The sequence below is a fragment of the Aeromonas encheleia genome (assembly GCF_900637545.1).
Taxonomy (GTDB): domain Bacteria; phylum Pseudomonadota; class Gammaproteobacteria; order Enterobacterales; family Aeromonadaceae; genus Aeromonas; species Aeromonas encheleia.
In genome coordinates, this window is record NZ_LR134376.1 from 1799032 (window position 1) to 1820359 (window position 21328).

The window sequence follows — 21328 nt, forward strand, 5'->3', positions numbered from 1 at the left end:
AACCCTTCATGGCAGACAGCACAGGATTACAATTTACCGTCAAGGTGGGGGCGCTGCCCGAGACCACCTTTGTGGTGGCCGAGTTCATGCTGGAGGAGGCGTTGAACGGTCCCTTCCAGCTGCGACTGGAGCTGGCCAGCCCCCAACCGGACATCGACTTTGGCGCCGTGCTGGACCAGCCCTGCGAGCTGCTGGTGTGGTACAACGGCGAGCTGCAACGGCGGGTGTGCGGGGTGGTGAGCGACCTGGCGCAGGGGGACAGCGGCTTTCGCCGTACCCGCTATCAGCTCATGGTGCAGCCGGCGCTGTGGCGGCTCTCCTTGCGCCAGAACTCTCGCATGTTCCAGGCGCAGAAGCCCGACGAAATCCTCTCAATCCTGCTGCAAGAGCACGGCATCACCGACTACGCCTTCGCGCTGAAAAACGAACACGCCCAGCGGGAGTACTGCGTGCAGTACCAGGAGACGGACCTCGCGTTCGTCAACCGGCTGGCCGCCGAAGAGGGACTGTTCTACTTCCACGAGTTCGAGCAGGGCAAGCACCGCATCGTCTTTGCCGACGACGCGGCGGCATTGACTGCCGGCCCCGCGCTCTTCTTCAACCTCGGCAACCGCTCGCTGGAACAGGGCCCCTACGTGCGCCAGTTCCACTACCGGGAGGCGGTGCGCCCGAGCGATGTAGAGCTCAAGGACTACAGCTTCAAGACCCCGGCCTATGGCCTGTCTCACAAGAAGCTGGGGGCCGAGCTTGAGCACCAGCGCGATACCTATCAGCACTTCGACTACCCGGGCCGCTACAAGCTGGACCCGAGCGGCAAGGCCTTTGCCCAGCACCGGCTGGATGCGCTGCGCAATGACGCGGTGACCGGCAGCGGCAAGTCCAACTGCGCGGCCCTGCTGCCGGGCCAGACGTTTTCGCTGACCGAGCACCCGAACGGTAGCTTGAACACCGACTGGCAGGTGGTGCGTATCAGCCACACCGGATTGCAGCCGCAGGCGCTGGAGGAAGAGGGCGGCAGCGGCCCGACCGTCTACCACAACGAATTTGCGGTGGTGAAGGCGAGCACCAGCTGGCGTGCCCGCATCGGCAGCCCACAGGCGCCCCACAAGCCGATGGTGGACGGCCCGCAAATTGCCACCGTGGTGGGCCCGGAGGGGGAGGAGATTTACTGCGACGAGCATGGCCGGGTGAAGCTGCAGTTCCCCTGGGACCGCTACGGTTCCAGTAACGACCAGAGCTCCTGCTGGGTGCGGGTGAGCCAGGGCTGGGCGGGGGGCCAGTACGGCATGCTGGCCATTCCGCGCATCGGTCATGAGGTGATTGTCTCCTTCCTGGAAGGGGACCCGGACCAGCCCATAGTCACAGGCCGGACCTTCCACGCCACCAACCGACCCCCCTACGAGTTACCGGCCAACAAGACCCGCACCGTGCTGCGTACCGAGACCCATCAGGGGGAGGGGTTCAACGAGCTGCGCTTCGAAGACCAGGCGGGACAGGAAGAGATTTACCTTCACGGCCAGAAAGACCTGAACGTGCTCATAGAAAACGATGCGGCCTGGCACATCAAGCACGATGAGCACACCGATATCGACAATGAGCGGGTGACCCGCATCAAGGCCAATGACCATCTCACCGTGAATGGCGAGAAGCGGGACCAGGTCAAGGCCGATTACTCGCTCACCGTCGATGCTTCCCTGCACCAGAAGTTGGGCCAATCCCTGCTGGTGGAGGCGGGGCAGGAGGTGCACATCAAGGTGGGTGACAAGCTGGTGCTGGAGGCGGGGGCCGAGATCACCCTCAAGGGCGGTGGTAGCTTCGTCAAGGTCGATCCGAGCGGCATCAAGCTGGTCGGCCCCGCCATCAAGCTCAATGCCGGCGGCAGCGCCGGATCTGGCTCAGGTTGGGCGGGCAAGGCTCCGATCGTTCCCAAGGCGGTGGAAGTAGTCAAGGCACCCGATGCGGTCGAATTGCTCAATGCCATCCCGACCGAGAAGGCGATGGAGGCACTGCTCAAGGAGCAAGAGCCTGGACAGGTCTTCTTTGTGCCATCCCGCTAAGGGCAACAGTGTTGTGCGATCACGAGTGAAAAGAAGATGAAAATCCTATATCCAATGCAAGTGGGAGGCGGTGATGCTCCCAAAGAAGTTGCTTCGCGTGAAGAATTTATCGGCAAGCTCAATGGTGAGCCGGGTGGCACCTTCCTGCTCGGCGGCAATCGTATCTGGCATGGTGGCATTCATTTGAGCGACAAGGGAGGCTGGCATCCGCAAGGTGCAGTGCGAGCTATTGCCGATGGAGAGATAGTGGCCTACCGCATCGCGTCCGATCCCGTTGCCGTGAAGCTGGAGCCGGAAGAGGGGAAGCCGGGTGAGGCAATCACCTTGCGTACCTCCCCTTCATTCTGCTTGGTCCGGCATCGTTATGAGGCCACAGAAGAAGTTTCCGGACAGCAGCAGCCAAAACGAAATGCTCTAACCTTCTATTGCCTCTATATGCACATTGCCAGCAAAAACGCTTATCAGGGTGAGCCAGAACGTCATGTGCTGACAGGGAGCGGTGTCGCTATATACAAGGCCACTGCAAGTCTGCAGTTTCAGAAAGAGGACAAGCTCGGTACTGCTCGCAAGGGGGCCGAAGTTAGCTTGATTGGAGCTCCATCGGAACGAATGAATCTGAATAATGAGCCTTACTCTTACCAGCTGGTCAGTTATGCCACCCCGAAGGACGGTGACCCGTCTCAGTTTTATGTGGCTTCACAATTTATCAAGGAAGAGCGCAAGGTTGAGCCCGACTGGATGATGGCCAAGCAAGATATTCCTTGTCTCTATCCGATCAGCAGCAACTGCTATCTACGTAAAAGCAAAGAACAGGGTGAAGCTGTGGCTGCGGGATTGCCAAAAACGAGCAAAGTAGCACGAACCACAGCTCAGCCAGTCGTATTTTCCAATATGAAGGAGTATCTCGAGGTTGAGGTCTGGGAGGTTGCCCAAGGCAAGCTGACCGATGGTAAAGGGAACGTAGTGCCCAATGCCTCGAAAGGTGAGCGTTACTGGGTTGCCAAAGAGATGTTGGGCCAGCCCAGTGAAGCCGTTCGGCATACCCCCATCGTTTATGACAAAGTGGAGCAGCGAAATACCAATCCCATTTCGGTCAAGGCCGGCGAGGTGGTCGGGCATTGGGGGGAGCATGAGACACCGAAACCGACGGCCAATGGTTTTGCTCTCAATGAAGATCGTAAAGCAATACATATGGAGATATTTGTCGCAGAGAGTGACAAGGAGGCTCTTGGTAAATGCATCAGCAATGAAGGAAAGTTAGCCAAGGGACAAGAGTATCTGCTGCTCAAAGAGGGTGAGCAGGCAGATACTTATAAGTTGACCAAGGAGAACAATACAACCAGCTACAGCAAGGCCGGAACATTTGGTCCGTTGGATGCTCCCAAACCGATAAGGACTCAGGATATCGTGGCTCATGGTGCCGACCGATTTGTGAAGGTGGCCGAGGATCAGCATGTGCTTATCAGCGGTGATACCAGACTGGTGAACCAGCATGAGTGGGAAATTCTGGGTGTGACTTTGGTTGATGGCGGCTCGGATCCCGACGGATTCCTAGACAAGGCTGACACTGACGGTAAGGAGGGGGGAGACTTTTTCAGCACCCTTTACGAAGAGCTGGTGACAGATCGGGATGGCGATGGCAGTATCAGTGCCGATGAAATCAAGGCGGCGATGGCTGATAAAATGGTCGCAGACAAGGTGCGAAAGCTGTTTATCAAGCACGAAAGTGAATGGGTAAAGCGAGATACGTGGTCAAGGCTCGAGCAAGAGCTAAAAAATATGCCAAATCTGTACAAATACGTACTGGAAGTTACCAATAAAATGGCCTGGATAGAAGAGGCTGCTGCTGTGGTGGGTGATACCAAGCCTTGGTTTATTCATCCAGTAGGGATGTTGGGGTTGGTTGCAGATCCTATTTCAGATGATGATATGGATGAACGGTGGTTGATTGTTTCTCAAGGCCAGCTGACCTTCAATGCAGAAGGTAATGATATAGAAGACAGTCCATTTTTCTCTAGGGTTATTCACTGGCCAGGAAATAGTTTATCTGGTGTGACAATTGGTCGGGGATATGATATTGGAAGCCGTTCACAGAAAGAGGTTTATAATGACTTGCAAAATGCAGGAGTACCTCATGATATTGCAACCATTATCTCCAATGGAGCAAAACTAAAAGGAGAGAATGCTTCTTCTTATGTCTCTGCTAATAGAGATAGCACACAGATATCTAGAAAGGCTCAGTTTAAACTTTTTGAGAAAATTTATCCGGATTATGTGAGTCGAGCTGAGGTGAACTATGAGCGATGGACTACAACTAATGAAATTAGTAGTGCAAACATCCCCAATATATCTGCTTCTGATAAAACTCAATGGAGTAGTCTTGACGTTAAAGTGAAAGATGTGGTAGTTGACTTGGTTTATCAGGGCTTTACTAAAGGACCAAAACCAATGCTCTATGGTATGTTGAATGATAGGGATAGATATGCGGAATATATCGTTGGCAACCCATCGTTAAATCAATATGAGCCGGGTAGAAAAAGAGCTGAATATTTAAGAGGGGATTAACATTGCGTAATGTACTATTTGTTTTATTACTTTGTCCTACATTGGTTTTCTCGATCGAGAAATGTGATTCGTCTGTTCCGCTAGGAGTTCTCTCGGCTTGTTATGAACGCGAATTTAAAAGTAGTGATGCAGCCCTTAATAAGGCATACTCAAAACTTAAGAATGCTGTCTCTGAAAGTTTATATGAGCAGTCTTCTAAAGATACATATTGGTCAGAGTTAGTTCAATCACAAAGATCGTGGCTTAAAATGAGAGATAAACAATGTCAAGCCAAGGTGGCTTTTTTTGAAGCTCAGTCATTTGCAGGATTAATTGAAAAAAATAAGTGTTTGTCTTTGACTACAAATAGCAGAGTGATTTATCTTGAGGGTGAGAATAAATTCATATCTGAATTGCCATGATATATATCATTGACATGTAGCACATAGATTAACACCATATATTATGGTAGGTGGTATATGCCCCCTACCATAATAGCTATACTACTTGAGTACATGCCTTCTTCGAGCTCTATATCATATCTGTCTTGAGCAGCTTCCTCTCTCTCCCTCGCCCTGTAGGGCCCCCTACTACTCGCACTCAATTGGGGCCGTAATGGGTCATTATAAAGGTCTGTATGAGGCTCCTTGGCACTCGATATCGGGCCAGAGCGTCTTTCAACCCTCAGCCTCGTTCAGCCAATATCGATTCATGATTAATTAATTTACGGCTTTGTGGCCCCTGGCTGCGATCATGCTGCGTGCGGGGCTAAGGCCGGGGATCGGAAAAGAGCTAATAACAGTTGCGAATGATAAATGCTGTGACAACGCTTTCATTTTGAGCCACTGAATACCGGGAATAGACCGAAGTTTAAATGTGGTTAATTCACGACTATCGAAATCTATCCCCTAATGGGTATTTGTTGTTTGAGAATGATTTTCGATAAGCCTTTGCTGCATATGGTTTTTTTATTTTCGTTGATGAGTTTTCTCCACGACTAATGCCCCGCGACTTGATGGAGATCAACATGAGGGCCGGGGGGGAGGCATAGCATTCCCGCAATTAAGCATTTGCCAAACAATGCTCACTGACGGGAATAAGACGAATGGTCGCGGATAATTTTTTATCGGCTCATGGAATTAATCGCCGTGATTTTATGAAATTGTGTGCCGGGATGGCCGCAACCCTGGGATTAAGTAATCAGGCGGTGGCGAAGATGGCCACCGCACTCACCAGCCCCGAGCGGCCTCCGGTGATATGGATAGGGGCGCAGGAGTGTACCGGTTGCACCGAGTCGCTGCTGCGGGCAACCCACCCCACCATCGAAAACCTGATCCTCAACACCATTTCGCTGGAGTATCACGAGGTACTCTCGGCGGCCTTTGGTCATCAGGCGGAAGAGAACAAGCACAACGCCATCGAACGCTATAAAGGCAAGTATGTGCTGGTGGTGGATGGCTCCATTCCCCTCAAGGATGGTGGCGTCTACTGCATGGTGGCCGGTGAGCCCATCGTCGACCATATTCGGCGCGCCGCCGCCGACGCGGCCGCCGTCATCGCCATCGGCTCCTGCTCCGCCTGGGGCGGGGTGCCCGCCAGCGGTAGCAACCCGACCGGTGCCGTCAGCCTGGAGGAGGCCCTCGGCAGCATAAGCGCCCCCATCATCAATATTCCGGGCTGCCCGCCCAATCCCCACAACTTCCTCACCACCGTGGCCTACTACATCACCTACGGCAAGCTGCCGGCGCTCGATGCCAAGAAGCGGCCGCTGTTTGCCTATGAGCGGTTGATCCACGAGAACTGCGAGCGTCGCCCGCACTTCGATGCCGGCCGCTTCGCCAAGGAGTTTGGCGACGAGGGCCACCGGCAGGGCTGGTGTCTCTATCATCTGGGCTGCAAGGGGCCGGAAACCTACGGCAACTGCTCGACCCTGGAGTTCTGCGACGTGGGCGGCGGCATCTGGCCGGTGGGCATAGGCCACCCCTGCTATGGCTGCAACGAGCAGGGGGTGGGTTTTAGCAAGGGGATCTTCCAGCTCGCCAAGGTCGAGAATCCGACCCCGCGGGTGGAGAAACCCGACGTGGCCATCCAGGAGGGGGGCTATACCTCGCCCACCGCCACCGGCCTCATCGGCGGCGCCCTCGGGGTGCTGGTGGGGGTGAGCCTGATGACGGTGCGTGAACTCGGTCGTCAGCAGAAGCGCCACGAAGCCGGGCAGCACCCATCACGGGAGGAGTGACCGTGAACAGACGCAACTTCCTCAAGTTTGCCTCCGTCGGTGCGCTGGCAGCGGGCACCACGGTGCCGGGTACGGCGCTGGCGGCGGCCAAGAACAAGCCGCCCATTCCCGGGTCGCTCGGCATGCTCTACGACTCCACCCTCTGCGTCGGCTGCCAGGCCTGCGTGGCGGAGTGCCAGCGTCTCAACGGCAACCCGGCCAATCCGGAGGGAGCTCAGACCTGGTCCACCAACGACAAGCTGACGCCCTTCACCAACAACATCATCCAGATCTGGAAGAGCGGCAGCGGCGAGCACAAGGATCAGCTGGTGGATGGCTATGCCTACATCAAGAAGCAGTGCATGCACTGCGTCGATCCCAACTGTGTCTCGGTCTGTCCGGTGCAGGCCCTCAAGAAGGATCCCAAGACCGGCATAGTTCACTACGATCCGAGCGTCTGCACCGGCTGCCGTTACTGCATGGTGGGCTGCCCGTTCGACGTGCCCAAATACGACTACGACAACCCGCTCGGCGCCATTCACAAGTGTGAGCTGTGCAACCAGCAAGGGCTCGAGCGCATCGATCAGGGCAAGCTGCCCGGCTGCGTCGAAGTCTGCCCCACCGGCGCCGTCATCTTCGGCACCCGCGAGGATCTGATGGCCGAGGCCAAGCGCCGGCTGCTGGCCACCCCCGGCAGTGAATACGCCTATCCCCGACAGACCCTGGTGGCCAACGATCCTTATCGGCATGAAGTGCCCAACTACCAGCCTTACGTCTATGGCGAGAAGGAGGGGGGCGGCACCCAGGTGCTGGTGCTGGCCGGGGTGCCTTACACCAAGCTCGACATGCCGGACCTGCCCGAGCTCTCCTCCGGGGCGCGATCCGAGCATATCCAGCACACCCTCTACAAGGGGATGGTGCTGCCCATGGTGGTGCTGACCGGTCTCTCCGTGTTGATCCGGCGCAATGCCAAGAAGCAGGAAAAGGGCCATGATCCCGAGCAGGGCCAGGGCAAAGAGAAGGGAGGCGACGACCATGAGTGAACATAAAGCGCATCCGCTCGGCGGCAAGCTGGTCAGCTGGCCCGTGCTGGTGCTGGCCCCCTTTGCCGTGCTGTGTGGCATCCTGATCTTGAAGCGCCTCATCTTCGGGTTGGGCTCGGTGACGGATCTGAACGGCGGCTACCCCTGGGGGTTGTGGATCTCGTTCGATCTGCTGATCGGCACCGGCTTTGCCTGCGGTGGTTGGGCGCTGGCCTGGGCCGTCTACGTGTTCAACAAGGGCGAATATCACCCCCTGGTGCGACCGGCGCTCTTGGCCAGCCTGTTTGGCTACTCCCTCGGCGGTCTCTCCATCACCATAGATGTGGGCCGTTACTGGAACCTGCCTTACTTCTACATTCCGGGTTTCTTCAACACCTCCTCGGTGCTGTTCGAGACGGCGGTCTGCATGACCATCTACATCGGGGTCATGGCGCTGGAGTTCGCCCCCGTGCTGCTGGAGAAGTTAGGCTGGAAGGCGTCGCTGATCCGGCTCAACAAGATCATGTTCTTCGTGCTGGCGCTGGGGGCCCTGCTGCCCACCATGCACCAGTCCTCCATGGGATCCCTGATGATAGTGGCGGGGGAGAAGATCCATCCGCTCTGGCAAAGCTATGAGCTGCTGCCGGTCTTCTCCCTGCTGACCGCCTTCATCATGGGCTTCTCCATAGTGGTGTTTGAGGGCTCCCTGGTGCAGGCGGGCCTGGCGGGACGCGGACCGAACGAGAAGCCGCTGTTCTACAAGCTGACCCAGGTGATCGACATCTTCCTGATCCTGTTTGTGGCGCTGCGCTTCGCCGAGATCGTCATCAACGACAAGTCGGAGTACCTCTCCGAGTTCAACCGCTACGCCATCATGTTCTGGAGCGAGATCGCGCTGATGATCTTCCCGCTGCTGGTGTTCCACTGGGACAAGAGCCGCCGGGATTCGCGCATGTTGTTCCTGGGTGCCCTCAGCATGCTGCTGGGCGCCGCCCTCTGGCGACTGGATTACTCCCTGCTCGCCTTCAATCCAGGCAATGGCTATCACTACTTCCCCAGTGCCGAAGAGGTGCTGATCTCCCTTGGCTTCGTCGCCATCGAGGTCTGTGCCTATCTGCTGCTGATCCGGCTGTTGCCGGTGCTGCCATCGCTGGAACGTGTTCACCAAGATTATCAGGCCCGAGGGAAAGCCAACGTATGAGCCAACGTATCACCATAGACCCCATCACCCGTATCGAGGGTCACCTGCGCATCGACTGCGAGATCGACGGCGGCGTCGTCACCAAGGCCTGGTCATCCGGCACCATGTGGCGCGGCATGGAGGAGATCCTCAAGGGCAACGATCCGCGCGACGCCTGGATGATAGTGCAGCGTATCTGCGGGGTCTGCACCTCGATCCACGCCATCGCCTCGGTGCGAGCGGTGGAGAATGCCATCGGCGCCAAGGTGCCGGTCAACGCGCAATTCATCCGCAACCTCATCATCGCGGCCCACAACATCCACGATCACATAGTCCACTTCTACCAGCTCTCCGCGCTGGACTGGGTGGACATCACGGCAGCGCTGCAGGCCAATCCGCAAAAAGCGGCGGGCATCCTTAAAGGGGTGTCGACCTGGTCCCTCAACAGCGCCGAAGAGCTGACCAAGGTGCAGGAGAAGATCCGCGCCCTGGTGGCGAGCGGCCAGCTCGGCATCTTCGCCAACGGCTATTGGGGCCACAAGGCGATGAAGCTGAGCCCTGAGGTGAACCTCATCGCCGTGGCTCACTACCTGCAAGCCCTGGAGTGCCAGCGCGATGCCAACCGCATCGTCGCCATCCTGGGGGGCAAGACCCCCCACATCCAGAACCTGGCGGTGGGCGGGGTGGCCAACCCCATCAACCTGGATGCGCCCAGCGTGCTCAACCTCGAGCGGCTGCTCTACGTGAAGACCTTCATCGATCGGCTCGGCGAGTTCATCGAGCAGGTCTACAAGGTGGATGCCGCCATCATCGCCGCCCACTACCCCGAGTGGCTGGCGCTGGGGCAGGGTGCCAAGCACTATCTGAGCGTGCCCGAACTCCCCACCGATGCCGACGGCGGCAGCTTCCTGATGCCGGGCGGCTACATCGAGAACGGCGATCTGGCGAATTACCGCCCCATCGAGAGTCACCAGGATGCCTGGCTGATGGAGGGCATCGCCGAGAGCAACAAGCACGCCTGGTACAAGGACGATGCCCCGCTCAAGCCCTGGGAGGGCAAGACGGAGCCGAACTACACCGGCTGGCAGGATGACGGCAAGTACTCCTGGGTCAAATCCCCCACCTTCTACGGCAAGGTGGTGGAGGTGGGCCCGCTCGCCGACTTGCTGGTGAAGCTGGCGGCCAAGCACCCGGGCACTGTGACCCATTTCGATCAGCTCAACGGCATCTACCAGGCGCTGACCGGTTCGGCCATCAAGCCTGCGCAGCTGCACTCCACCATGGGCCGCATCATAGGCCGGGCGGTGCGTTGCTGCGTGCTGAAAGACACCTTGTCCCACCAGTGGCAGGCGCTCATCGACAACATCGGCAAGGGGGACTTCAGCGCCTACATCAAGGCCGAGATCCCGGCGGACAAGGAGTTTCGCGGGGTGGGCTTCGAGGAGGCGCCGCGCGGCATGCTCTCCCACTGGATCGTCATCAAGGGCGGCAAGATCGAGAATTATCAGGCGGTGGTGCCGTCGACCTGGAACTCGGGTCCGCGCAACTTCAACGACGAGCCCGGTCCCTACGAGCAGGCGCTGGTCGGCACCCCGGTGGCGGATCCCGCCAAGCCGCTCGAGGTGGTGCGCACCATCCACTCGTTCGATCCCTGCATGTCCTGCGCGGTGCACGTGGTGGACACCCAGAACGGGGAAGTGACCCAGGTGAAGGTGCTGTGATGAACACCTTGATCCTGGGGGTCGGCAACCTGCTGCTGAGCGACGAGGCCGTCGGGGTGCGCATCGTCGAGGCGCTGGAGCGCGAATACCGTTTCGCCCCGGGCATCGACTTGCTCGATGGCGGCACCGCCGGCATGGAGCTGCTCGAGGAGATGGCGAACCGCGACCACCTCATCCTGGTGGACGCGGTGCGCAGCGGCAACCCGCCCGGCACCGTCGTCACCCTGAGTGGCGAGGAGATCCCGACCCTGTTTGGCCGCAAGATCTCCCCCCATCAGCTCGGGCTGGCGGACGTGCTGTCGGCGCTGCACATGACCGGGGAGTCGCCCAGGCGGCTCAGCCTGATCGGGGTCGAGCCCGAATCCCTCGAACCCCGCATCGGCCTCACCTCTGTGGTGGCGGCGGCGATGGGGGAGGCGAGGGCGCGGATCCTGAACCTGCTGGCCGAGGCCGGTTGCCCGGCCATCCCCCTTTCCGAACAGGAAAGGGCCGCACGAGAGCGGGAGGGCGCATGGCGCAACCCCATCTGACCGAGGCAGCGGACGCGGTGGAGGAGCTTGCGGGGTTTGCCGCCGAGCCCGCCCCCCTGCTGGTGGCCCAGTACGAGCGCATCGCCCGCGAGCAGATGGCCGATCTGCCCTTCTACCACTCCGCCATGCCCATAGTGGCCGAGTGCGTGTTGTTCGAAGATCAGTGGCTCGGCTGCGTGCTCACCCCCTGGATGCTGAGCGTGGTGGTGTTGCCCGGGCCGGATCAGCGCTGGCCAAGGCGCGGCAGCGGCGAGCGGCTCGCCCTGCAACTGCCCTGTGGTGACATGACCTTCATGGTGGGGGAGCTGCCCGAAATAGGCCAGCTGCTCGCCTGCTCGCTGATGTCGCCACTCGACCCGCACCTGGAGGCCGAGACGGGCAGGGCGCTGGTGGCCAGCACCCTCAGGATGCTGCACTCCCTGCCGCTGCAACAGGGCACAGGGGCGGTGGATCTGGGGCGCAGGCGGCTGTTTGGTGCGAGGGAGCGCTAGCCTGCCAGCACCGGCAAAGATAGACATGGGGCCCATCAGGCCCCTCATTCGCTTTTAGTGGTGGCCACTTTTCTTCCCGGGTGGCAGCAAGAGACGAGAACATTGATGACGATCCGACCCCTTGGCGCCGCCGTGCTGCTGGCCCTCTCGATGGGCGCCGGCGCGCAGAGCGCTGCCCCCCAGCCCATGCCCGCCGAGCTCAAGCTCGCCATCGGCAGCGAGCCCACCGAGGGCTTCGATCCGCTGCTCGGCTGGAGCCACGGCAGCTACCTGCTGCTGCACAGCCCGCTGCTCAAGCAAGGGGCCGACTTGAGCTGGCAGAACCTGCTGACCGAGTCGGTCAGCCCGAGCGAGGATGGCAAGGGCTGGCTCATCCGCCTCAAGCCCAGCCTTAAGTTCTCCAACGGCGCGCCGCTCGATGCCGAGGATGTGGCCTTCACCTACAACAGCGCCGCCAAGGGTGGTGGCAAGATCGATATGGGCAACTTCGTCGCCGCCCGGGTGGTCTCCCCGCGGGAGGTGGCCATCAGCTTGAGCGCCCCCCAGAGCACCTTCGTCAACGTGCTGGGGTCGCTGGGCATAGTGTCGAAGCGGGATTACGATCCTAAGCGCTACGCCCGCCAACCGGTAGGCGCCGGCCCCTACCGGCTGCGAAGCTTCCTGCCCGGCCAGCAGCTGGTGGTGGAGGAAAATCCCTATTACGCCGGGGAGCACAACGACTTCAAGCGGCTGGTGTTCGTCTTCATCGACGAGGAGAGCGCCTATGCCGCCGCCCAGAGCGGCCAGCTCGACGTGGTGCGCATCGCCCCCTCCCTGGCGCCGACGGTGCCGGCGTCGCTGAGGCTCTGGGTGCGCCCGAGCGTGGAGAACCGCGGCATCGTCTTCCCCATCCCGCCCGCCGGCGGCAAGGATGCCAAGGGCAACCCCGTCGGCAACGACATAACCTCGGACGTGGCGGTGCGCCGCGCCATCAACTACGCCATCGATCGCCAGCTGCTGGCCGATCAACTGCTGGAGGGGCACGCCATCCCCGCCTACAGCGCGGTGCAGGGTCTGCCCTGGTACAACCCGGCCAGCGCCTTCAAGGACGGGGATGCCGCCCATGCCAACGCCCTGCTCGAAGCCGCGGGCTGGCAGCGGGGCAGTGACGGCATCCGCCACAAGGGCTCCCGGCGCGCCGCCTTCACCCTCTGGTACACCAGCGGGGACAGCACCCGGCGGGATCTGGCCGAGGCGGTGCGCGCCATGCTCAGGCCCATTGGCCTCGATGTAGGACTCAAATCCGGCAGCTGGGAGCAGGTGGAGCGGGAGATGCACGCCAATCCGGTGATGATGGGCTGGGGCAGCCTGGATCCCATGGAGCTCTATCACCACTACCAGAGCGACGCCGGCGGGGTCGAGTTCTACAACCCGGGTTACTACCGCAATGCCGCGGTGGATGGCTATCTCAAGCAGGCGCTGGATGCCCCCGACTGGCGGGCGGCGCTGCCGTTCTGGCAACAAGTGGAGTGGGATGGCAAGACAGGCGCCGGGGTGCAGGGGGACGCGGCCTGGGCCTGGCTGCTTAATGTGCAGCACACCTACCTGACCAACGCCTGCGTCGATCTCGGCAAGGGGGCGCCGGAGATCCACGGCAGCTGGTCCCTGCTGAACAACCTGCAGGATTGGCGGTGGACGTGCCGGTAGCCTCACCCCTGAGCACATCGGGTAAAGCCTTGGGCAAAGCCCTGCTGCGGCTGGCGGGGCTGCTCTGCCTGGTGTCGGCCGCGACCTTCGTGCTGCTCAGCTACTCCCCCATCGATCCCATCAAGGCCTATATCGGCAACGATCTGCTGCACGTGCCCCCTGCGCAGTACGCCAGCATTGCCGCCCGCTGGGGGCTGGATCAGCCGCTGTGGCTGCGCTACTGGCACTGGTTCGGCCAGGTGCTGCGGGGGGATCTCGGCTACTCCATGCTCTACAACGCGCCTGTCACCGAGGTGATCGGCAGCCGCTTCGCCGCCTCTTTCGCGCTGCTGGCGGGGGCCTGGCTGCTGTCGGGCGGCGCCGGCATCCTGCTCGGCCTGTGCGCCGGCCGTTATCTCAACCGCTGGCCGGACCGCCTCATCTGCCGTCTCAGTTACCTGCTCGCCTCCCTGCCCACCTTCTGGGTCGGCCTGCTGCTGCTCGCCCTGTTCGCGGTGCACTGGCCGCTGCTGCCGGTCTGCTGCGCCTGGACGCCGGGCCTCGGCGCGGACCAGGTGGACTGGGCCGAGCGGCTGCGCCACCTCATCTTGCCGATCACCACCCTGGCCTTGCTCGGGATGGGCAACATAGCCCTGCACACCCGGGGGCGGGTGGCCGAGGTGCTGGCGAGCGACTTCATCCGCTACGCTCGCGCCCAGGGGGACGGCGGCTGGCCCATGCTGCGCTTTCACGTGCTGCGCCACGCCCTGACCCCGGCGCTCTGCCTGCAGTTTGCCTCCTTGGGTGAGCTTATCGGCGGCTCGCTGCTGGCGGAGAAGGTGTTTGCCTACCCAGGGCTCGGGCAGGCGACGGTGGACGCCGGGCTGCGAGGGGACATCCCCCTGCTGATGGGCATAGTGTTGTTTTGCACCCTGCTGGTGTTCCTCGGCAACGGCGTCGCCCGCCTGCTGGTGGCCCGCATGAGCCGGGGTTGGGAGGGTCCGCATGCTGTTTAATCCGCTGCCCTCCCTGCTGCGCCTCGCGCTGGCCCTGAGCTGCCTCGGGCTGCTGGCCTGCTATGGCTGGAATCTGTCGGTGCAGGACGTGCCCATGGATCTGCTGGCCCGCCAGCAGGCCCCCTCGGCGCTGCACTGGTTCGGCACCGATCAGATGGGGCGGGATCTCTGGCAGCGGGCCTTCCTCGGCACCCTCACCAGCCTGGAGCTCGGCGTCAGCACCGCCCTGTGCAGCGGCCTGCTGGCCATGCTGGCGGCCAGCCTCTCGCTGCTGCACCCCAGGTGCGACTATCTGGTGCGGCTGCTCATCGATGCCATGCTGGCGCTGCCCCACATGCTGCTGCTGATCCTCATCTGCTTCACCCTGGGGGGCGGCCTGCACGGGGTGATCCTGGCGGTGGCGCTCACCCACTGGCCCAAGCTCGCGCTGATCCTGCGGGCCGAGGCGAGGCGGATCGCCTGCAGCGACTACGTGGTGCTGGCGCGCTGCCAGGGGATGGGGCCGCTGCGGCGCTGGTGTACTCACCTGCTGCCCGGCCTGCTGCCCCAGTGGTTCATCGGCACCCTGCTGATGTTCCCCCATGCGGTGCTGCACAGCGCCGCCCTGAGTTTTCTGGGGTTTGGCCTGGCGGCCCACGAGGCCTCCCTTGGGCTGCTGCTGGCCGATGCCCTGCGTTATCTGGCGGGGGGCGGCTGGTGGCTGGCGCTCTTCCCCGGTCTGATGCTGTTGCTGCTGGTGCTGCTGTTCGATCAGGCTACCCGCGCCCTGCAGCAGCTCTGGTTTGGGGGTGAACCATGCTGATATTTGAAACCGCCACCTGGCGTCAGCACAGTCTGGCTGGCGCTCTTCCTCAGTTTCATGATGTTGTCGCTGGCGCTGCTGTTCGATCAGGTTACTCGCGCGCCCTGCAGCAGCTCTGGTTTGGGAGCAATGAGCGATGCTGAGCTTCGACAACGTCACCATAGAGGCGGCCCGCTACAACTGGCTGGGGCGCCGCCGCTGGCAGCCCTTGCTCTGCGACATCAACTTGCAACTGGCCCCCGGCGAGATAGTGGCGCTGGTGGGGGGCAGCGGCGAGGGCAAGAGCCTGCTGCTGCAGAGCGCCCTCAGCCTGCTGCCTGACAACCTGCGCATGAGCGGCACCATAGCCCTCGACGGCACCCCGCTGTGTGACGAGGGGCGGGCCCGCCTGCGCGGCCACACCCTCTGCCATGTGCCGCAGGGGGTGAGTGCCCTCAACCCCCTGCTGACGGTGGAGCGTCAGCTCGGCCGCGCCGCCCGCCTCAGCGGCCAGAGCGGCTCCCACGAGCGGCTCTGCCAGCAGTTGCAGCGCTACCAGCTGCCGCCGGCGACCCTGGTGCATTATCCGCGTCAGCTCTCCGGCGGCATGGCCAAGCGCATCCTGGCCTGCGCCGCGGCGCTCGGCGGGGCGCGCTTCATCCTGGCGGACGAGATCACCGCCTGGCTTGACGAGGGGCTGGCCTGCCTGCTGCTGGGCCAGCTGCGCGAGCTCGCCCGCCAGGGCAGTGGCATCCTCTGGGTCACCCACGATCTGGCGCTGGCGGCCCGCTTCGCGGATCGCATAGTGGCGCTCCATCAGGGGCGGGTGAGCGACAGCCTGAGCAGTCAGCAGCTGCGCCAGGGGCAGGGCAGCCCCATGCTGCGTACCCACTGGCAGGCCTTGCCGGAGTTCAACTCACTCTTCGCGGCGTCGGAGGTTTCCCGATGATGGCGTCGCTGGAACGGATCGCTTGTCAGGCTGCGGACATTCAGTGGCAGGCCTTGCCGGAGTTCAACTCACTCTTTTGCACGCCGGAGGTTTCTTGATGATTGAGTCGCAATCTTTGGCCTTCTCTCTGGTTGCGGGTGGCCGATGGCAGGCGCTGCCGGGGTTCCATTCACTCTTATCTGCACCGGAGGTCTGCTGATGTTCGAGGTACGGGATCTCAGCCTCCATCAAGGGGAACGCCCCCTCTGGCAGGGGCTGACGCTGGCGATCAAGGCCGGTGAGCGGCTCGGTCTCGCAGCCCCCAGCGGCCATGGCAAGACCACCCTGGGGCGGGTGCTGGCGGGCTGGCAGCTGGCGGGCGAGGGGGGGCAGATCCTGCTGGATGGCCAGCCTCTGCCACTCAAGGGCTATCACCCGGTGCAGCTGGTGCCCCAGCACCCCGAGCTCTGCTTCAACCCCTATCGCAGCACGGGTCAGGCGCTGTGGGACGTGTGGCGCCCGGACGAGGCCATGCTGGCGCGTTTCCTGGTCAAGCCCGAGTGGCTCGGCCGCAAGCCGGGTCAGCTCTCCGGCGGCGAGCTGGCGCGCATCGCCCTGCTGCGGGCGCTCGATCCCCGCACCCGGCTGCTGATCGCCGACGAGGTGACCGCCCAGCTGGATCCGCAGATCCAGCGCCACATCTGGCAGGAGTTGATGAGGGAGTGCGAGAGCCGGGGGCTCGGCATGCTGGTGTTCAGCCACCAGCAGGCGCTGCTGCGCCAGGTGTGCCACCGGCTGATCCGCGTCGGTGAGGGGCCATCCGAGCAGGCGCCCGTCGTAAGCAGCGCGGCCTGAGTGCCGGCGTCCCCCTCATCCCCAACCCTTCTCCCGCGAGGGGAGAAGGGAGTGCAGATGGCGACCTAGGATGATCTCTTCGCTTGAACGAGTTGTGCCAGTCGCGGTGGTGAGAGGTGGTCAGGTATGAGCAAAGATGCAGTCCCCTCTCCCTGGGGAGAGGGCCAGGGTGAGGGGGCGACGCATATGAGAAGCGGGCAGTTTGGTGCAGATAGCCATAGCCACTCGCAAGGTTCGAACATAACAAGAGAGGGAGGCCTATGCCTCCCTCTCTATTTATCAACGGTGTTTAACCGGTTCGCACTCAGGCTGTTGCCAACCAGTTGAGCCAGGCGTCCATCCCTTCGCCGGTGGTGGCGCTGAGCTGGATCACCTGGATGTAGGGGTTGACCCGCTTGGCGTTCTCGATGCAGCGCGCCACGTCGAAGCTGACATGGGGCAGCAGATCCGTCTTGTTGATGATCATCAGCTGGGCGGCGGCGAACATGTCCGGGTATTTCAGCGGCTTCTCCTCCCCCTCGGTGACCGAGAGGATGGCGACCTTGTACTTCTCGCCGAGATCGAAGCCGGCGGGGCAGACCAGGTTGCCCACGTTCTCGATGAAGAGGATGCCCCCTTCATTGGCGGGCAGCTGGTGGCAGGCGTCGTGCACCATCTTGGCATCCAGGTGGCAACCCTTGCCGGTGTTGATCTGGATGGCAGGCACCCCGGTGGCCCGGATGCGATCCGCATCGGCACTGGTCTGCTGATCCCCCTCGATCACGGCGCAGGAGCGCTGGCCCTCCAGTCGGCGCAGGGTCTCGCACAGCAGGGTGGTCTTGCCCGAGCCCGGGCTCGACACCAGGTTCAGCACCAGCTGACCGGCCTGGTCGAAGTGCTCCCTGTTGTGGACCGCCAGCTTGTTGTTCTTGGCCAGCACATCCATCTCGATGGCGATCAGCTGGCGTTGGCCCATGCCCGGCACCGACAGTCCCGCCGCGCCCTTGCCATAGTGCAGATCCGCATGCTGATGGGCATGGTCATGCTGGTGAGCGTGTTCGTGTTCGTGCTCGTGGCCGTGATCATGGGGGTGAGCGTGATGATGCCCATGGTCGTCGGCGTGGTCGTGGGAGTGAGCGTGATGATGCCCATGGTCGTCGGCGTGGTCGTGGGAGTGAGCATGATGATGCCCGTGAGCCTGGGGCTGGCCGGCCTGCACAGTGCCCACCCCGTGGTAGTGGTGATGGACATCCCCCTGATGGTGGTAGTGATGGTGAATGATCAGGGTGCGCGGCGCTGGCTGCCGATGAGCGTGCTGATGGTCGTGATCGTGGCCGTGCTCGGCATGATGCTGGTGTTCGTGCTGGTGTTCATGTTCATGATCGTGCCCGGCGATTCGTGCCTGGCCGCATCCGCATACGCTACACATATCAACTTACCTCGATGTCGGTGATGCGCAGGCTATCGCCCTGCGCGACTCGTAATTTGTATCCGCCACACAGGGGGCAGGCCTGGCCGCGCTCGGTGAGGGTCACCGTCTTGCTGCAGTCGTAACACCAGCCCTCGGCGGCCTGGTGCTGAAAATGCAGGCTGGCGCCCTCGACGGCCGTGCCTTTGGCTGCGGCCTCGAAGCAGAAGGCGATGGTGTCGGGGTCGACGCAGGAGAAACTGCCGACCTCCAGCCAGAGTGCGGTGACCCTGGTAAAGCCGCGCTGGCTGGCCTGCTCGGCCGCCAGATCGATGGCCGCCATGGCAAGGGACATCTCGTGCATATCAGGGCTCCTTTGGTCGGGTGCTTAGCAGATGCGGGGGAGCAGCTCCCCCTGTGGCAGTTCGAGATAACGGCGGCTGCCCCAGGGGTTGTTGAGGATCACCTTGTGCTGGGCGCTCTCTTTCACCACCCCGATCCGGCTGGCGGAGGGGTTGAAGGCGCGCAGCAGCGCCAGCGCGGCGTCCGCCTGCTCGGCCGGCAGGGCCAGCACCATGGTGCCTTCGTTGGCGAGATCATGGGGCTCGAAGCCGTACAGCTCGCACAGGCCGCGCACCGGATCGCACACCGGAATGGCGGACTCTTCCAGCTCGATGGCCACTTGGGAGGCGGTGCTCCATTCGTTGAGCACGGCGGCGAGCCCGCCCCGGGTGGCATCGCGCAGGGCGTGGGGGGTGAGCCCCGCTTGCAGCAGTGCCTCTACCTGGGGCCAGAGGGTGGTGCAGTCGCTCTTGAGCGCGGAGCCGAGCTGCAGGGCGTCGCGGGCCATCAGGATGCAGGCGCCGTGGCTGCCGATATCCCGCGACACCAGGATGGCGTCATCGGGCTTGAGGTTGCGCACCGAGATCCCCCGGCTCTGCGCAGGGCAAGGGAAGGTGCCGACCCCGCTGGTGTTGATGAACAGCTTGTCCGCCGCCCCCCTCGGCACCACCTTGGTGTCGCCGCAGACGATGCGGGCGCCGCTCTTGGTCAGTTCGGAGGCCATGGACTCGACGATGCGGGCGAGATCGGCGTAGGGGAAGCCCTCCTCGATGATGAAGCTGCAGCTCAGGTATTCGGGCCTGGCCCCCATCATGGCGAGATCGTTGACGGTGCCGGCGATGGCCAGCTTGCCGATGTCGCCCCCCTCGAAGAAGAGCGGGGAGACGGTGAAGCTGTCGGTGGTGAAGGCGACGGGGCCTTGCACCGGCAGCAGGGCCGCGTCTTCACCGCGCAGCAGGATCTCGTTGCCGAAGTGGCGGAAGAAGAGCTGGTTGATCAGCTGGTTCATCTCGACGCCGCCACCACCGTGGCTAAGTTGAATCTCTCTCATCGGGATGGGGTCTCCAGGTAGTGATGGAAGCAGACGGGTTCATCTCGACCCATCACCCGACCACCGTGGCTAAGTTGAATCTCTCTCATCGTGACCGGGTCTCCAGACCGTGATAGAAGCAGACGGGTTCATCTCGACCCATCACCCGACCACAGTGGCTAAGTTGAATTTCTCTCATGCTCATTGGATCCCCATATAGCGGTAGTAGGCGTTGCAGGCCCCCTCTGAGCTGACCATGCAGCTGCCCATGGGCTGGGTCGGGGTGCAGCCCCGGCCGAAGACCTTGCACTGGTTCGGCTTGGCCAGCCCGCGCAGGATATCGGCGCACTGGCACGCCTTGTGATCGTCGATGGGGGTCTGACTGAGCTGGAAGTGGCGCTCCGCATCGCGGGCGGCGAAGGTGTCCCGCAGGCGCAGGGCGGAGGCATTGATGTCGCCGAGGCCGCGCCAGCGAAAGTGCTCGCGGGTCTCGAAATAATGGGCCACCAGCCGCTGGGCGGCCTGGTTGCCGCTGGCGGTGACGGCGCGGCTGTATTGCACCTCCAGCGCGCAGCGTCCCTCCACCTTCTGGCGCACCATCATCAGCAGCGCCTCCATCACGTCCACCGGCTCGAAGCCGCTCACCACCACAGGCACCCGATAGCGCTGGACTATGGGCAGATAGATGTCGGCGCCGGTGATGACGCTGACGTGGGAGGGGCCGATGAAGGCGTTCACCTTGGCGACCCCGTCGGCCATCACGGCGTGAATGGCGGGGGGCACCAGCACATGGTTGATATGAAACAGCAGGTTGTTCACCCCGGCTGCGTCAGCCGCCGCCAGCAGCGCGGCCGTCATGGGGGTGGAGGTCTCGAAGCCGATGGCGAAGAAGACCACCGTCTTGTCCGGGTTCTCGGTGGCGATGCGCAGCGCATCGAGCGGGTCGTAGACCGGGCGGATGTCGCTGCCCCTGGCCCGCTGCTGGGCCAAGGATCCCTTGGAGCCCGGCACCCGGATCATGTCCCCCAGGGTCACCAGGATGACATCGGGCTGGCCGGCCAGCTCGATGGCCTGATCGATGCGCTCCTTGGGCATCACGCAGACCGGGCAGCCGGGGCCGTGGACGAACTCTATGCTGTCCGGCAGCAGCTGGGGCAGGCCGTACTTCATGATGGTGTGGGTATGGCCGCCGCACACCTCCATCACCCGCAGGGGTTCGGGCATATCCTTGGCCAGCTTATGGATCTGGGCGGCGAGGGCGCGGATCACCTCGGGCTGGCGAAAGCCCTGAAACAGGTCATTGAGCGTCAGCATGGCAGTATGTCCTGCTTGGGCATCAGGGCCACCATCTGGCGGAAGCTCTCCAGGCTGGCCTGGGCCTCCTCCTCGTCAATCTTGCTCATCACGAAACCGATGTGGAGCAGCACATAGTCCCCCAGGGCCAGGGGATCCTCGAGCAGCATGCAGCTGACCCGGCGCTGCACCCCCAGGGTGTCGACGGTGACGCAGTTATCTTCGGGGTGCAGCTGCACCACCTGGGAGGGAATGGAAAGGCACATGA

The 21328-nt window shown here is 62.2% G+C and carries 20 protein-coding genes; 15 read left to right on the forward strand and 5 right to left on the reverse strand.

Going from position 1 to position 21328, the window contains the following annotated elements; genetic code table 11:
• Positions 1-8: 8 nt before the first annotated feature.
• The 14 genes from tssI to EL255_RS08540 all read left to right on the forward strand — a co-directional run bounded on the left by tssI (position 9) and on the right by EL255_RS08540 (position 17008).
• Positions 9-2057: a type VI secretion system Vgr family protein gene (gene tssI, locus EL255_RS08475; protein WP_042653500.1), complete on the forward strand. Its 2049-nt coding sequence runs from the start codon at positions 9-11 to the stop codon at positions 2055-2057.
• Positions 2058-2093: 36 nt separating this feature from the next.
• Positions 2094-4622, forward strand: a complete 2529-nt coding sequence (locus EL255_RS08480) for a lysozyme family protein (protein ID WP_042653501.1) — start codon at positions 2094-2096, stop codon at positions 4620-4622.
• A 2-nt stretch (positions 4623-4624) separates the two neighbouring features.
• The gene (locus EL255_RS08485; protein ID WP_170176001.1) at positions 4625-5023 is read left to right on the forward strand and encodes a lysozyme inhibitor LprI family protein; all 399 of its coding nucleotides are present in this window, start codon (positions 4625-4627) and stop codon (positions 5021-5023) included.
• Between the two features lie 683 nt (positions 5024-5706).
• Positions 5707-6840, forward strand: a complete 1134-nt coding sequence (gene hybO, locus EL255_RS08490) for a hydrogenase 2 small subunit (protein WP_042653502.1) — start codon at positions 5707-5709, stop codon at positions 6838-6840.
• Positions 6841-6842: 2 nt separating this feature from the next.
• A complete protein-coding gene (gene hybA / locus EL255_RS08495) occupies positions 6843-7862 on the forward strand; it encodes a hydrogenase 2 operon protein HybA (RefSeq protein WP_042653503.1) in 1020 nt (339 codons plus the stop codon).
• Complete coding sequence (gene hybB / locus EL255_RS08500; RefSeq protein WP_042653504.1) at positions 7855-9042, forward strand: Ni/Fe-hydrogenase cytochrome b subunit; 1188 nt, start codon at positions 7855-7857, stop codon at positions 9040-9042. Before hybA ends, hybB begins: the two co-directional genes overlap by 8 nt.
• Positions 9039-10742, forward strand: a complete 1704-nt coding sequence (gene hybC / locus EL255_RS08505; RefSeq protein ID WP_033130224.1) for a hydrogenase 2 large subunit — start codon at positions 9039-9041, stop codon at positions 10740-10742. The genes hybB and hybC overlap by 4 nt, the downstream gene beginning before the upstream one ends.
• Positions 10742-11272 carry a HyaD/HybD family hydrogenase maturation endopeptidase gene (locus tag EL255_RS08510; protein ID WP_042653505.1) on the forward strand — a complete coding sequence of 177 codons (531 nt, stop codon included), beginning with the start codon at positions 10742-10744 and terminating at the stop codon, positions 11270-11272. Before hybC ends, EL255_RS08510 begins: the two co-directional genes overlap by 1 nt.
• Positions 11254-11763: a hydrogenase-2 assembly chaperone gene (gene hybE / locus EL255_RS08515; RefSeq protein WP_042653506.1), complete on the forward strand. Its 510-nt coding sequence runs from the start codon at positions 11254-11256 to the stop codon at positions 11761-11763. The genes EL255_RS08510 and hybE overlap by 19 nt, the downstream gene beginning before the upstream one ends.
• 105 nt (positions 11764-11868) lie before the next feature.
• Complete coding sequence (locus tag EL255_RS08520; protein WP_042653507.1) at positions 11869-13449, forward strand: ABC transporter substrate-binding protein; 1581 nt, start codon at positions 11869-11871, stop codon at positions 13447-13449.
• Positions 13434-14444 carry an ABC transporter permease gene (locus tag EL255_RS08525; RefSeq protein WP_042653508.1) on the forward strand — a complete coding sequence of 337 codons (1011 nt, stop codon included), beginning with the start codon at positions 13434-13436 and terminating at the stop codon, positions 14442-14444. Before EL255_RS08520 ends, EL255_RS08525 begins: the two co-directional genes overlap by 16 nt.
• Positions 14434-15246: an ABC transporter permease gene (locus EL255_RS08530; protein WP_042653509.1), complete on the forward strand. Its 813-nt coding sequence runs from the start codon at positions 14434-14436 to the stop codon at positions 15244-15246. Before EL255_RS08525 ends, EL255_RS08530 begins: the two co-directional genes overlap by 11 nt.
• Positions 15247-15382: 136 nt before the next feature.
• Entirely contained in the window at positions 15383-16174 is a 792-nt protein-coding gene (locus EL255_RS08535; RefSeq protein ID WP_042653510.1) for an ATP-binding cassette domain-containing protein, read from the forward strand.
• A 198-nt stretch (positions 16175-16372) separates the two neighbouring features.
• Positions 16373-17008: an ATP-binding cassette domain-containing protein gene (locus tag EL255_RS08540; protein WP_042653511.1), complete on the forward strand. Its 636-nt coding sequence runs from the start codon at positions 16373-16375 to the stop codon at positions 17006-17008.
• A gap of 304 nt (positions 17009-17312) precedes the next feature.
• Here the strand turns inward: EL255_RS08540 and hypB are convergent, their stop codons facing one another.
• Positions 17313-18215 carry a hydrogenase nickel incorporation protein HypB gene (gene hypB, locus EL255_RS08545; RefSeq protein ID WP_331854694.1) on the reverse strand — a complete coding sequence of 301 codons (903 nt, stop codon included), beginning with the start codon at positions 18213-18215 and terminating at the stop codon, positions 17313-17315.
• Here hypB and EL255_RS21550 point away from each other — a divergent pair.
• Positions 18096-18440 (forward strand): hypothetical protein, encoded by a 345-nt coding sequence (locus EL255_RS21550; protein WP_331854695.1) that lies wholly within the window; start codon positions 18096-18098, stop codon positions 18438-18440. The two genes, hypB and EL255_RS21550, sit on opposite strands and share 120 nt — an antisense overlap.
• On the opposite strand, the gene hypA is transcribed toward EL255_RS21550, so the two are convergent.
• The 4 genes from hypA to EL255_RS08565 all read right to left on the reverse strand — a co-directional run bounded on the left by hypA (position 18418) and on the right by EL255_RS08565 (position 21326).
• Complete coding sequence (gene hypA, locus EL255_RS08550; protein WP_033130233.1) at positions 18418-18759, reverse strand: hydrogenase maturation nickel metallochaperone HypA; 342 nt, start codon at positions 18757-18759, stop codon at positions 18418-18420. The two genes, EL255_RS21550 and hypA, sit on opposite strands and share 23 nt — an antisense overlap.
• 24 nt (positions 18760-18783) lie before the next feature.
• Positions 18784-19788 (reverse strand): hydrogenase expression/formation protein HypE, encoded by a 1005-nt coding sequence (gene hypE, locus EL255_RS08555; protein ID WP_042653513.1) that lies wholly within the window; start codon positions 19786-19788, stop codon positions 18784-18786.
• A 180-nt stretch (positions 19789-19968) separates the two neighbouring features.
• Positions 19969-21081, reverse strand: coding sequence for a hydrogenase formation protein HypD (gene hypD, locus EL255_RS08560; protein ID WP_042653514.1), 1113 nt, complete (start codon positions 21079-21081; stop codon positions 19969-19971).
• Positions 21075-21326, reverse strand: coding sequence for a HypC/HybG/HupF family hydrogenase formation chaperone (locus EL255_RS08565; protein ID WP_033130236.1), 252 nt, complete (start codon positions 21324-21326; stop codon positions 21075-21077). The genes hypD and EL255_RS08565 overlap by 7 nt, the downstream gene beginning before the upstream one ends.
• Positions 21327-21328: the final 2 nt, after the last annotated feature.